General features: G+C 66.9%; 11 protein-coding genes. 5 read left to right on the top strand and 6 right to left on the bottom strand.

The features are described from left to right. Positions 1 to 23: 23 nt before the first annotated feature. Positions 24 to 1,244, bottom strand: coding sequence for a helix-turn-helix domain-containing protein (locus NLR35_RS30035; RefSeq protein WP_257170155.1), 1,221 nt, complete (start codon positions 1,242 to 1,244; stop codon positions 24 to 26). Between the two features lie 85 nt (positions 1,245 to 1,329). On the opposite strand from NLR35_RS30035, the gene NLR35_RS30030 reads away from it, so the two are divergent. Continuing rightward, complete coding sequence (locus NLR35_RS30030) at positions 1,330 to 2,091, top strand: DUF899 domain-containing protein (protein WP_257170154.1); 762 nt, start codon at positions 1,330 to 1,332, stop codon at positions 2,089 to 2,091. A 17-nt stretch (positions 2,092 to 2,108) separates the two neighbouring features. Further along, a complete protein-coding gene (locus NLR35_RS30025) occupies positions 2,109 to 2,372 on the top strand; it encodes a hypothetical protein (RefSeq protein ID WP_257170153.1) in 264 nt (87 codons plus the stop codon). Between the two features lie 346 nt (positions 2,373 to 2,718). Here the strand turns inward: NLR35_RS30025 and NLR35_RS30020 are convergent, their stop codons facing one another. The 5 genes from NLR35_RS30020 to NLR35_RS30000 all read right to left on the bottom strand — a co-directional run bounded on the left by NLR35_RS30020 (position 2,719) and on the right by NLR35_RS30000 (position 7,699). After that, a complete protein-coding gene (locus tag NLR35_RS30020; protein ID WP_257170152.1) occupies positions 2,719 to 3,504 on the bottom strand; it encodes an ABC transporter ATP-binding protein in 786 nt (261 codons plus the stop codon). Then, positions 3,501 to 4,274 (bottom strand): ABC transporter permease, encoded by a 774-nt coding sequence (locus NLR35_RS30015; protein ID WP_257170182.1) that lies wholly within the window; start codon positions 4,272 to 4,274, stop codon positions 3,501 to 3,503. Before NLR35_RS30015 ends, NLR35_RS30020 begins: the two co-directional genes overlap by 4 nt. Before the next feature lie 260 nt (positions 4,275 to 4,534). Continuing rightward, positions 4,535 to 5,479: an ABC transporter substrate-binding protein gene (locus NLR35_RS30010; protein ID WP_257170151.1), complete on the bottom strand. Its 945-nt coding sequence runs from the start codon at positions 5,477 to 5,479 to the stop codon at positions 4,535 to 4,537. 127 nt (positions 5,480 to 5,606) lie between these two features. After that, complete coding sequence (gene hutC / locus NLR35_RS30005; protein ID WP_257170150.1) at positions 5,607 to 6,344, bottom strand: histidine utilization repressor; 738 nt, start codon at positions 6,342 to 6,344, stop codon at positions 5,607 to 5,609. Then, positions 6,341 to 7,699 (bottom strand): formimidoylglutamate deiminase, encoded by a 1,359-nt coding sequence (locus NLR35_RS30000; RefSeq protein ID WP_257170149.1) that lies wholly within the window; start codon positions 7,697 to 7,699, stop codon positions 6,341 to 6,343. The genes hutC and NLR35_RS30000 overlap by 4 nt, the downstream gene beginning before the upstream one ends. A gap of 88 nt (positions 7,700 to 7,787) precedes the next feature. Here NLR35_RS30000 and hutI point away from each other — a divergent pair, with 88 nt between their 5' ends. Genes hutI through hutU form a run of 3 tightly spaced genes read left to right on the top strand, consistent with a single transcriptional unit; the run spans position 7,788 to position 12,226 of the window. Continuing rightward, complete coding sequence (gene hutI / locus NLR35_RS29995; protein ID WP_257170148.1) at positions 7,788 to 9,002, top strand: imidazolonepropionase; 1,215 nt, start codon at positions 7,788 to 7,790, stop codon at positions 9,000 to 9,002. Beyond that, a complete protein-coding gene (gene hutH, locus NLR35_RS29990) occupies positions 8,999 to 10,546 on the top strand; it encodes a histidine ammonia-lyase (RefSeq protein ID WP_257170147.1) in 1,548 nt (515 codons plus the stop codon). The genes hutI and hutH overlap by 4 nt, the downstream gene beginning before the upstream one ends. Before the next feature lie 9 nt (positions 10,547 to 10,555). Further along, positions 10,556 to 12,226: a urocanate hydratase gene (hutU, locus tag NLR35_RS29985; RefSeq protein ID WP_257170146.1), complete on the top strand. Its 1,671-nt coding sequence runs from the start codon at positions 10,556 to 10,558 to the stop codon at positions 12,224 to 12,226. The last annotated feature ends 19 nt before the right edge of the window (positions 12,227 to 12,245 follow it).

Genomic DNA, 12,245 nt, shown 5'->3' with positions numbered 1-12,245 from the left:
ATTCCGTTGCTGACGGCCGCACGCTAGTCGAGCGACGACCACGCCGGGAGTAACAAGCTGGTCGCGAATTCCGGCACCACCGGACAGGTCCAGCGCTGCGCCCGGCCGCGGCCGAATGATTGAACCTTGCCCGACAGCGCGAGCGCGTCGAGCGCACGCTGCACTGTGCGCTGGCTGGCGCCGAGCGCCAGCGCAAGGCCGGAGCTCGACCACGCCTCGCCGTCGGCGAGGCACGCCAGCACGGACGCATTCTCGTCCTCGATCGGCTGCGCCAGCACGACGACGTCGCTGCCTGCGCCCGGCAGCAAGCCAAATCCGTCGCGCGTGGCGTTGACGTCCGCCAGGTCCTTCAGCAGGTGACGCAAGCGCCCGATCTCGACACGCAGACGCGCGCGATGCGACTCGTCGGCCTCCCTGCCGCGAAACGCGTGCGCGATCAGCTCGGATCGCCCGACATCATCCGGCGCGCTCTCCGCCAGCCGGCGGGCGAGAGCGAACAACACCGGGCGTCGCGCCAACGGCACGATGCGGTTGCCCCGCCGGACCGCCAGCCGGCAGGCGTCGACGATCAAGGCGTCCGACCGGAACAGCGCCTCGACCTGATCGAGCTGCAGCATCCGCTGCTCGCCTTCCTGGATGAGACGAGCGGCCGGCGCGGACAGACTCGCCGATAGCCGGCCGACTTCCGCATACAATTCCGGACTGCGCGACAGCCGGGCGGTGCGCGCGGCGCGCTCCAGCGCGGCTTGTGCGGTCTTGGTCTGCAGACGGCGGAGTGCCAGGCCTCCGACGATCAGCTCGTAGATCGTGCGTGCCGCCGGCTGCAGCGGCGAGGGGTCGAGCTCGGCGAGGCCACGCTCAGCGTCGTCGAGATGCCCGATGAGGACCATCCGCCGGATCTCGAGGCTGCGGGCGTAGGCGGCATTGGTGCGGTCGCCGTGCTGCTCCAGGATCTCGCGCGCCTCTGCCAGCGCCTTGGTCGGCCATGACAGATCGCGTGCCGCAAGCGCGATCTCGGCCTCGGCGACCGCGCAGCGGGCGCGCGCCAACGCCGCCTTCGGACCGAAGCTTCGCGCGGCCTGACGCAGCAGCGTCTTCGCCCGCACGACGTCACCGAGCCTGGCCATCGCGATCCCGCGCAGCGCCAGCGCCAGCGGATCGTCGCGCAGCGCAACGCGATTGAGTGCGCCGAGCGGATCACCCGCGGCGAGCGCCTGCGCCGCTGCTGAGATCAGCGAGTCCATGCAAATCCCGCCAAACTTGTCACTCCCGGCTCCTCCGGCGCCGATCCTAGTCTCAGTTGCGGTCAATACGCAAAAGGAGACGGACATGACCATGCATCTCATCGGAACTCGCAAAGACTGGCTCAAGGCGCGGCTCGATCTGCTGCAGGCGGAAAAGGACTTTACGCGCCGCGGCGACGAACTGGCGCGACGCCGCCAGGAACTGCCATGGGTTCGCGTCGACAAGAGCTATCGTTTCGACACGGAGGAGGGGCCGGCGACGCTGCCCGATCTGTTCAAGGGCCGCTCGCAGCTGCTCGTTTATCACTTCATGTTCGGGCCCGACTTCCAGGCCGGCTGCCCATCCTGCTCGATGATCGCCGACGGCTTCAACGGCTTCCAGGTGCATCTCGCCAATCACGACGTGATGCTGTGGGCGGTGTCGCGCGCCCCGCTGGCGAAGCTGAAGGCCTACAGGAGCCGCATGGGCTGGAGCTTTCCATGGGCGTCGTCGGCCAGCAGCGATTTCAACTTCGACTTCAATGTCGCGATCACCGAGGAGCAGCAGCGCCAGGGCGGCACCGAGTACAACTATCGCACCAGCCCGCCGATGAACGCGTCCGATGTGCCGCCGATGGTCTCCGAGATCGCCGCCACGGCCGGCACGGATGGAGCAACGTTCATGCGCGATCGTCCCGGCATGAGCGCGTTCATCGTCGAAGACGGTGTCGTCTATCACACCTATTCGAGCTACGCCCGCGGTCTCGACGGCCTGTGGGGCGCCTATCAGTGGCTCGACCGCGCGCCGAAGGGGCGCAACGAGCAGGGCGTGTGGTGGCGGCGGCGCGACGAATACGCGGCACGCTAACAGAAGGAAGTGGAGCCATGGCGTTCTTTTTGTCCAAGCGGCGCGTGATGCCGGATGTCGCCGATGCTCTCCGCCTCGCCGCGTCGCCGACCTTCGCGGTGATGGCCGTGCTGAACGCCATGGGCCGGGACGGCCGGGCAGATGTGATCTGCTCGGCCATGCCGGCCGGGGCCCCGCTCGGCAGCATGACGGTGATGTATCTCCTGATGAGCGGGTTTCACCTGGTGCCGTGGGTGAAGCGCGTGGCAGGCTTGCAGAGATGGCGTCAGGATGACGCCTGATTTGTTGAAGGCTGGGTTGGCTGTGTGTCGACGAGTATCGCTTGCGGAGAGAAGCCCTCACCCGAGCGAGCTCGCGGAGAGGCTGGCGATGCCCTCTCCCGCCTTGCGAAGCTCCGCTTCGCTTGGGGGCGAGGGCACTGCATTGCGCAGTCTTGCTGCAGCACCTATTGGGAACGCGATAGCTTATGATCGCCTAGCGCGCGGTGCCCGTGACTGCGCCCTCTCCCCTTGCGGGAGAGGGCATGTAGGACAGAGCGGCATACTCGCTTAGGTGAGGGGTATGTCTCCGCGAACTTCGCTGCGAGAGGGTCTCATCCCCGCACTGACTTCGGCTGAGACGCGCCTCTCACGCCTCCGCCGCCACCTTCAACGCCTCCGCGCGGATCTCCTCCACCAGCCGCTCCTTCAGCGCGACGAACTCCGGCGAGGTCTTGATCTTGTACGACCGCGGATGCGGCAGGTCGATCTTGATATCCGCCTTGATGCGGCCGGGGCGGGCGCTCATCACCAGCACGCGGCTGCCGAGGAAGATCGCCTCCTCGATGTCATGGGTCACGAACAGCACCGTCTTCTGGTCGCGCTCCCAGATGCCGAGCAGCATCTCCTGCATCAGCACGCGGGTCTGGTTGTCGAGCGCGCCGAACGGCTCGTCGAGCAGCAGGATTTTTGGATCATTGGCAAGGGCGCGGGCGATGGCGCAGCGCTGCTGCATGCCGCCCGAGAGCTGCTTGGGCCAGTGGTTCTCGAACCCCTTCAGGCCGATCTGCTGGATGAAGCGGTCGGCCACCGCATTGCGCTTGTCCTCGGGCACCCCGCGCTCGCGCAGGCCGAAGGCGATGTTCTCGCGCACGGTGAGCCAGGGAAACAGCGTGTAGGACTGGAACACCATGCCGCGATCGGCGCCGGGGCCTTCGACCTCGCGGCCGTCGAGCAGCACCTTGCCGCTGGTCGGATGATCGAGCCCGGCGACGATGCGCAGCAGGGTCGACTTGCCGCAGCCGGAGGGGCCGAGGATGGTGACGAAGTCGTTGTTGCCGATGGTGAGTTCGACCGGCTCCAGCGCGCGCGTCGGCGCGTGGCCCTGGCGCGCCGGGAAGGTGCGGGTGACCTGATCGATGACGAGCGTGGTCATGCGAGCTTCCACGGGAACAGCCAGGCGTTGAACGCCTTGAACAGGAAATCCGAGATCAGCCCGATCAGGCCAATGATGATGATGCCGAAGATGATCTGCCCGGTGTTGAGCAGCGCCTGGCTGTCGGTGATCATGTGGCCGATGCCGGAGGAGGAGCCGATCAGCTCGGCGACGATGACATAGGTCCAGGCCCAGCCGAGCACGAGACGCAGGACCTCGGCGATATCGGGCGCAGCCGAAGGCAGCAGCACCCGGGCGATTATGCCGCGGTCGCCGGCGCCGAGCGTGTAAGCGGCTTCGACCAGGTCGCGCCGCGTGTTGCCGACGGTGACCGTGATCATCAGGATGATCTGGAACACCGAGCCGATGAAGATGATCAAGAGCTTCTGCAACTCGCCGATGCCGGCCCACAGGATCAGCAAGGGGATGAAGGCGGAGGCGGGCAGATAGCGTGCGAACGAGACGAACGGTTCGAGGAAGGCCTCGACCGGCTTGTAGGCACCCATCAGCAGGCCGAGCGGCACGGCGACGGCAGCCGCGAGCACGAAGCCGCCGACCACGCGCCAGACGGTCATGCCGATATCATAGAGGAAGCCGAATTTGACGAGCAGATCCCAGCCCTCGCGCAGCATGGTCAGCGGATCGGCAAGGAACGTCTTCGAGACATAGCCGCCGAACGTCGCCAGCGACCATGCCGCGACGAAAAGCACAAAGAAGGCGAGGCCGAGAGCGGTTCTTGATCTGGCGCTGACGGGATCGAGAGGACGGATCACGGAGAAGGCTTTCGTGGGCTGGTGCGGGGGCGTTCGAGGAAGCTCTAAATAAGACAGACGCAGTTTTGGGCTTGATGCATCAACACCGTCATTGCGAGGAGCCAACGGGTCCGCGCGAAGCGCGGCCCGATGACAGGCTCAGCGACGAAGCAATCCAGAGTGGCACCCTGGGCTCCTGGATTGCTTCCGCCTTCGCTCTTCGAGCTTCGGCGGACACGTCGCTGCGCTCGCAATGACGGCTGAGCAGGCTTCAGCGGCTACTTGATGAAGCTCGCGTCATACAGATCCTCGACATTCGGGATCTGCTTGATGATGCCGACTTCGAGCAGCAGCTCGGCCGCGTCCTTGTTGAAGGTCTTGAACTCCGTTTCGAAGAACTTCTGGCTCGCGGCCTTGTCCTGCCAGCGCAGATATTTGGCCGAGTTGCCGAACTGCTCGCCGCTCTGCTTGACGTCCGCGCCCATGATCTCATAGGCCTTGGCCTGGTCCTTGGCGATCATGTCGAGCGCCTCGTAGTAGCTGTCGGCGAGCGCCTTGGCGGCCTTCGGGTTCTCGGTGAGGAATTTCGGCGTGCAGCCGAACGTGTCCATCACCATCGGATAGTCGAGCGTGGTGGCGATGATCTTGCCCTTGTCGGGGGCGGCGCGCACCGTCGAGAGATACGGCTCATAGGTCATCGCCGCATCGTTCTGGCCGGCCACGAAAGCCTGCGCCGCGGGGCCCGGCTCCATGTTGACGACGGTGACGTCCTTCACCGTCAGTCCGTTCTTCTTCAGCATCCACGCCAGACCGAAATAGGGCGAGGTGCCCGGCGCAGATGCTGCGACCGTCTTGCCCTTCAGGTCCTTGATCGCCGCGATGTCGTTGCGCACGACCATGCCGTCGGCGCCGTAGCTCTTGTCGAGCTGGAAGATCTGCTTGGTGGCGACACCGTTGGCGTTCCAGGAGATCCAGGTCTCGACCGTGGTCGCCGCGCACTGCACGTCGCCGGCGGCGATCGCGAGGTGACGGTCCTTCTGCGGGATCTTCTTGATGGTGACGTCGAGGCCGTTCTTCTTGAAGATGCCGGCCTCCTTCGCGAGCGTCAGCGGCGCAAAACCGGTCCAGCCGGAGATGCCGATGCCGACCTTGACGTCGTCGGCAAAGGCCGCGGTGGAGGCCAGCAGCGCAGCCGTCAGGGTAAGAAGTCCGAATTTGCGCATCGTCATCATCCTTTGCTGTTGAAAGAAGTTGTCGGAATGGGTTGCAGGGAGCGCATTTGTTTCAGCGTGTTCGGCGCCATGTTCGTCGCCGCTCGTGCAAATCTCGTGCTCAGTTTTGGCGCAGCTGTCATTCGCTGCCCCTGAACCGCGCCACGAGGCGGTGCTGCTCGCCGGGATAGACCAGCCGGACGGCCGTGAGCGGTTGGCCCTGGCGCCAGGTATGTCGCTCGATCACGAGGCACGGTGCGCCGACGGCGATGTGGAGACCGTCGGCAATCGCGTCGTCGGCGACGATGGCGCTGATCGCATGCTCAGCCTCGGTCCACGGCACGTGATGCAGCAGCCATGAGCCGGGCGGGTCGATCTTGAAGTTCGCCTTCGCTGCGTCGGGCACAGCGTCGAGGTCGATCAGGCGGTCTTCGATCGCGAACGGCACGTTATCTGCGCTGTGGCGGCAGCGGATCGCGATCACCTTGCACGGCTTCTTCACACCGAGGCGCTCGCGATCCGACGCATTCGCGGCGCGTCGCACCGATGAGATCAGCTCATAGCCGTAAGCGCGGCCGAGCGCGCCGATCTCGGCGCGGATGTCGGGGATCTTCAGCACCGCCGACAGGAATTGCGGCCGACGCACGAAGCTGCCGGCGCGGCGGCGGCGCTCGATCAGGTCGGCCTGCGCGAGTTCCGACAGCGCCTTGTTCACGGTCATGCGCGAGCAGCCATAATGCTCCATGATCTCGTGCTCGAACGGGATGCGATGACCCGGCGGCCATTCGCCGGTGAGGATGCGGCGCTCGATGTCCTGCCGGATCGTCTTGTAGAGCGTGCCGGCGCCCGGCTTCGTCCGATCCTCGGCGAGGCTCATGCGAGCAGCCTCCGCACGGCTGTGTTGAAGCCGCGCCGCGCCGCCTCGCGCGACCGATGATGGCCGCCCTGGACCACCTTGGCGCCGCCTGACCAGACGCAGTCGATCGCCTCGTGCGACGTCGCGAAGATCCAGCCGTCGAGCAGCGCATCCTGCGTCCGCCCCGCGAGCGAGGGATGCGACAGATCGAGCGTGACGATATCGGCGCGGCCGCCGACCTGCAGCCCGGCGTGGGATTGCGCCAGCGCCTGCGTGCCGCCGGCGAGAGCTGCGTCGAACAGCGTGCGGCCGGTTGACGCATCCGGACCCGATGTCAGCACGTTGCGCTCGCGATGCGTCAGCCGCTGGCCGTATTCGAGCTGGCGCAGCTCGTCGCTGACGCCGACCAGCACGTTGGAGTCGGTGCCGATGCCGATGCGCCCGCCCGCGCGCAGATAGTCGCGCGCCGGGAAGATGCCGTCGCCGAGGCTCGCCTCGGTGACCGGGCAGAGGCCGGCGGTCGCGCCGCTTCGCGCGAGCGCGGCCGTCTCGTCCGATGTCATGTGCGTCGCATGGATCAGGCACCAGCGCGCATCGACGGCATGATGATCGAGCAGCCATTGCACCGGACGCCGACTCGACCAGGCGAGGCAGTCCTCGACCTCTTTCACCTGTTCGGCGGCGTGGATGTGGACCGGGCCGCCGTCGGCGAGCGGCAGCAGCGCCGTCAGCTCATCCGGCGCGACGGCGCGCAGGCTGTGCGGCGCGATGCCGAGATTGGCGCCGGGAAGCGAGCTGATTGCCTTGCGGGACGCCGTCAGCAGCTTGGCGAACTGATCGACGTCGCAGATGAAGCGCCGCTGGCCGTCATGCGGCGCGGCGCCGCCGAAGCCGCCATGCGCGTAGAAGCTCGGCAGCAGGGTCAGGCCGATGCCGGAGGTCTGGGCCGACGCGGCGATCCGGCCGGCCATCTCGGCGATATCAGCGTAGGGCGTGCCGTCGCGATCGTGGTGCAGATAATGGAATTCGCCAACCCGCGTGAAGCCGCGCTCGAGCATCTCGACATAGAGCAAGGTGGCGACCGCCTCGACATCCTCCGGGCGCATCGACAGCGCGAAGCGGTACATCGTCTCGCGCCACGTCCAGAACGTATCAGTCGAGGGACCGCTGATCTCGGCCAGCCCGGCCATGCCGCGCTGGAACGCGTGGCTGTGCAGGCTGGCGATGCCGGGGATCGCGACCTCGTGCTGCTCGTCGTCGAAGGTCGGCGGCACGCCCGCGGAGACCTGTGTGATCACGCCGTTGCCGATGACGACCTGCACGTCCTCAGCCCAGCCATGGGGCAGAAGCGCGGATGCGAAGTGCAGTGACGCCATGATCGAGAGACCCGCTGGACAGGACGGCAGAGCTGAGTTTATGTATAGACATATCGCCCGTCAAGCTTTCGTGAAGGGGGGAGGCCACATGGCCGAGCGTTTCGACCGGATCTGGCGCAATGCGCGGCTCGCGACCTTGCGCGAGGGACAACCAGGTCTCGGCGTCATCGAGCAGGGCGTGATCGCCGCCCGCGACGGGCGCATCGCCTTCGCCGGTCCGCAATCCGAGTTTCCAACGGATGCCGACGCGCCCGAACGCATCGATTGCGAGGGGCGCTGGATCACGCCGGGCCTCGTCGACTGCCACACCCATCTGGTCTATGGCGGCGACCGTGCCCACGAATTCGAACTGCGCCTGGCCGGCGCGAGCTATGAGGAAATCGCGCGCGCCGGCGGCGGCATCGTGTCGACCGTAGCCGCAACGCGCGCGGCAAGCGAGGGCGTGCTGATCGCCAGCGCGCTGCCGCGGCTCGATGCGTTGCTCGCCGAAGGCGTCACCACGATCGAGATCAAGTCGGGCTATGGGCTGGAGACCGCGACGGAGCTGCGACAATTGTCCGCAGCCCGTGCGCTCGGCAGCAAGCGGCCGATCAGCGTGCGCACCAGCTTTCTCGGTGCCCACGCGCTGCCGGTCGAGGCCGATGATGACAAGGACCGCTACATCGATCTCGTCTGCAACGAGATGCTGCCGGCGGTTGCCAAGTCGGAGCTTGCCGATGCGGTCGACGCTTTCATGGAGAACATCGCCTTCTCCGCGGAGCAGACCTCGCGCGTATTTGCTGCGGCCACCGCGCTCGGCCTTCGGGTCAAGCTGCATGCCGATCAGCTTTCGAACCTCGGCGGCGCGGCGCTTGCGGCCGGGTTCGGCGCGCTGTCGGCCGATCATCTCGAGCACACCGACGACGCCGGCGCCGCAGCGATGGCGAAGGCCGGCACCGTCGCCGTCCTGCTGCCCGGCGCCTTCTACTTCATCCGCGAGACGCAGAAGCCGCCGGTCGAGTTGTTTCGCAAGCATGGCGTGAAGCTCGCGCTTGCGACCGACTGCAATCCCGGCTCGTCACCGCTGACCTCGCTGCTGCTGACCATGAACATGGCCGCGACGCTGTTCCGTATCACGGTGGATGAATGTATCGCCGGCGCCACGCGCGAAGGCGCCCGTGCCTTGGGCGTATTGGGGGAGACCGGCACGCTGAACGCCGGCAAATGGTGCGATCTCGCGATCTGGGACATCGGCCGCCCGGCGGAACTGGTCTATCGCATCGGCTTCAATCCGCTGCATCGGCGTGTGTGGAGAGGCCAATGAGCACGATCGTTGCAGCGCCGGGCCGCGTCAGCCTCGATGATCTCTTGCACGTCTGCGCGGGCGCGCCACTCGCGCTGGCTCCCGCTTATTGGCCGCGGGTCGAAGCTGCGGCAGCGATCGTCGCCAAGGCTGCGCAGGGCGCCGAGCCGGTCTATGGCATCAACACCGGCTTCGGCAAGCTCGCCTCCAAACGCATTCCGCCGGATCAGACCGCACAGCTCCAGCGCAACTTGATCTTGTCGCATTGCTGCGGCGTCGGCCCGGCGACGCCGGAGCCGGTCGTCCGGCTGATGATTGCGCTGAAGATCATCTCGCTCGGCCGCGGCGCCTCCGGCGTGCAGCGTGAGATCATCGAGCAGTTGCAGGCGATGCTTGCGCATGGCGTGCTGCCGTTCGTGCCTCAGCAGGGGTCGGTGGGCGCCTCCGGCGATCTCGCGCCGCTCGCGCATATGGCGGCGGTGATGATCGGCGAGGGGCAAGCGTTCGTCGACGGCCGCCTGATCTCCGGTCGCGAGGCGCTGGAGCGCGCAGGGCTTGCGCCGGTCACGCTCGGGCCGAAGGAAGGGCTGGCGCTGATCAACGGCACGCAGTTCTCGACGGCCTATGCGCTCGCCGGCCTGTTCCGCGCGCATGACCTGCTCAACGCCGCGCTGGTCACCGGGGCGCTCTCGGTCGATGCGGCCATGGCTTCGACGGCGCCGTTCCGCCCCGAAATCCAGGCGCTCCGCGGTCATCCCGGCCAGATCGAGGCTGGCCGCGTGCTCACCGAGCTGCTCGACGGCAGCGCCATCCGGCTGTCGCATCTCGAGGGCGACGAGCGCGTGCAGGATCCGTATTGCCTGCGCTGCCAGCCGCAGGTCGCCGGCGCCGCGCTCGATCTGCTGACCGAGGCGGCGCGCACGCTCGTCACGGAGGCCAATGCGGTCACCGACAATCCGCTGGTGCTGGTCGAGACCGGCGAAATCATTTCGGGCGGAAATTTCCACGCCGAGCCCGTGGCCTTCGCCGCCGACCAGATCGCGCTCGCGCTGTCCGAGCTTGGTGCGATCAGCGAGCGGCGGATTGCGACGCTGGTCGATCCCGCGCTGAACTTCGGCCTGCCGCCGTTCCTCACGCCGGAGCCCGGCTTGAACTCCGGCTTCATGATCGCCGAGGTGACCGCGGCGGCGCTGTTCGCCGAGAACAAGCAGCGCGCGCTGCCGTGCTCCATCGACTCCACGCCGACCAGCGCCAACCAGGAAGATCACGTGTCGATGGCCGCGCATGCCGCGCGGCGGCTGCATGACATGGCCGACAATCTTGCTCATATCGTCGGCATCGAGCTGCTGGTCGCAGCGCAAGGCATCGAGCTGCGCGTGCCGCATGGCACCAGCGCCGCGCTCTCGGCGGTGATCGGTGCGCTGCGCGTGCACGTGCCGGCGCTGGAGAATGACCGCTACATGGCGGACGATCTGGCGAAGGCCGCAGCGCTCGTCGCGGCCGGCGCTCTGGCCCGCGCAGCTGCCGATTTGCTCGGACGCGATCCGTTTCCCAGGCTTGGATGAGAGGGACCCATGAACCGACGCCTCGACAATGACAGGGTGATCCGCGCGCCGCATGGCAGCGACATCAGCGCCAAGAGCTGGCTCACCGAAGCGCCGTTGCGCATGCTGATGAACAATCTCGATCCGGATGTCGCCGAGAAGCCGAGCGAGCTGATCGTCTATGGCGGCATCGGCCGCGCCGCCCGCGACTGGGACAGCTTTGACCGCATCGTCGCGTCGTTGCGCAAGCTCGAGGCGGATCAGACATTGGTGGTGCAGTCCGGCAAGCCGGTCGGAATTTTCCGCACCCACCCCGATGCGCCGCGCGTGCTGATCGCCAACTCCAACATCGTGCCGCATTGGGCGACGCTCGATCACTTCAACGCGCTCGATAAAATGGGCCTGATGATGTACGGCCAGATGACGGCCGGCTCCTGGATCTACATCGGCAGCCAGGGCATCGTGCAGGGCACCTATGAGACGTTCGTGGAGGTCGGCCGCCGCCACTATCATGGCGATCTCTCAGGCAAGTGGATTCTGACCGCCGGCCTCGGCGGCATGGGCGGCGCGCAGCCGCTGGCGGCCACGATGGCCGGCGCCTCGATGCTCGCGGTCGAATGCCAGCCCAGCCGCATCGAGATGCGGCTGCGCACCGGTTATCTCGATCGCCAAGCGGCCACGCTGGACGAGGCGCTGGCGTTGATGGCCGAAGCGGCGACCACGAAGAAGGCGGTGTCGGTCGGCCTGCTCGGCAACGCCGCGGAGATCTTTCCTGAGCTGGTGCGTCGCGGCGTCCGTCCCGACATCGTCACCGACCAGACCAGCGCGCATGATCCGATCAACGGCTATCTGCCGAAGGGCTGGACGCTGGCCGAATGGGAGACGAAGCGGGCCACCGATCCCAAGGCGGTGGAGCAGGCGTCGAAGACGTCGATGGTCGGGCACGTCCAGGCGATGCTGGACTTCCATGCCATGGGCATTCCGACGCTCGACTACGGCAACAACATCCGCCAGATGGCGAAGGACATGGGCCTCGCCGATGCGTTCGATTTCCCCGGCTTCGTGCCGGCGTATATTCGCCCGCTGTTCTGCCGCGGCATCGGTCCGTTCCGCTGGGCGGCGCTGTCGGGCGATCCCGAGGACATCTACAAGACCGATGCCAAGGTGAAGGAACTGCTGCCGGATAACAAGCATCTCCACAACTGGCTCGACATGGCCCGGCAGCGGATCAAGTTCCAGGGGCTGCCGGCGCGGATCTGCTGGGTCGGGCTCGGCGACCGCCATCGCCTTGGCCTTGCCTTCAACGAGATGGTGGCGCGCGGCGAATTGAAGGCGCCGATCGTGATCGGCCGCGATCATCTCGATTCCGGCTCGGTCGCGAGCCCGAACCGCGAGACCGAGGCGATGAAGGACGGCTCGGATGCGGTGTCGGACTGGCCGTTGCTGAACGCGCTGCTCAATTGCGCCAGCGGCGCGACCTGGGTCTCGCTGCATCATGGCGGCGGCGTCGGCATCGGCTATTCGCAGCATGCCGGCATGGTCATCGTCGCCGACGGCACGGATGACGCGGCGCGGCGGCTGGAGCGCGTGCTGTGGAATGATCCGGCGACCGGCGTGATGCGCCATGCCGATGCCGGCTACGAGGACGCCATCGCCTGCGCCGAGGCCAACGGGCTCGATCTGCCGAGCCTCGCCCGTTAACCGTTGACGGGTTGAAGAG

Source organism: Bradyrhizobium sp. SRS-191 (assembly GCF_024586915.1).
GTDB lineage: Bacteria > Pseudomonadota > Alphaproteobacteria > Rhizobiales > Xanthobacteraceae > Bradyrhizobium.
Note: the sequence above shows the minus strand (reverse complement) of the source record. Positions and strands in the feature narration are given on the sequence as shown.

Coding starts and splice junctions, on each gene's coding strand:
- NLR35_RS30035 (WP_257170155.1), bottom strand. CDS start 1,244: ATGGACTCGCTGATCTCAGCAGCGGCGCAGGCGCTCGCCGCGGGTGAT.
- NLR35_RS30030 (WP_257170154.1), top strand. CDS start 1,330: ATGACCATGCATCTCATCGGAACTCGCAAAGACTGGCTCAAGGCGCGG.
- hutH (WP_257170147.1), top strand. CDS start 8,999: ATGAGCACGATCGTTGCAGCGCCGGGCCGCGTCAGCCTCGATGATCTC.
- hutC (WP_257170150.1), bottom strand. CDS start 6,344: ATGAGCCTCGCCGAGGATCGGACGAAGCCGGGCGCCGGCACGCTCTAC.
- hutU (WP_257170146.1), top strand. CDS start 10,556: ATGAACCGACGCCTCGACAATGACAGGGTGATCCGCGCGCCGCATGGC.
- NLR35_RS30010 (WP_257170151.1), bottom strand. CDS start 5,479: ATGCGCAAATTCGGACTTCTTACCCTGACGGCTGCGCTGCTGGCCTCC.
- hutI (WP_257170148.1), top strand. CDS start 7,788: ATGGCCGAGCGTTTCGACCGGATCTGGCGCAATGCGCGGCTCGCGACC.
- NLR35_RS30020 (WP_257170152.1), bottom strand. CDS start 3,504: ATGACCACGCTCGTCATCGATCAGGTCACCCGCACCTTCCCGGCGCGC.
- NLR35_RS30000 (WP_257170149.1), bottom strand. CDS start 7,699: ATGGCGTCACTGCACTTCGCATCCGCGCTTCTGCCCCATGGCTGGGCT.
- NLR35_RS30025 (WP_257170153.1), top strand. CDS start 2,109: ATGGCGTTCTTTTTGTCCAAGCGGCGCGTGATGCCGGATGTCGCCGAT.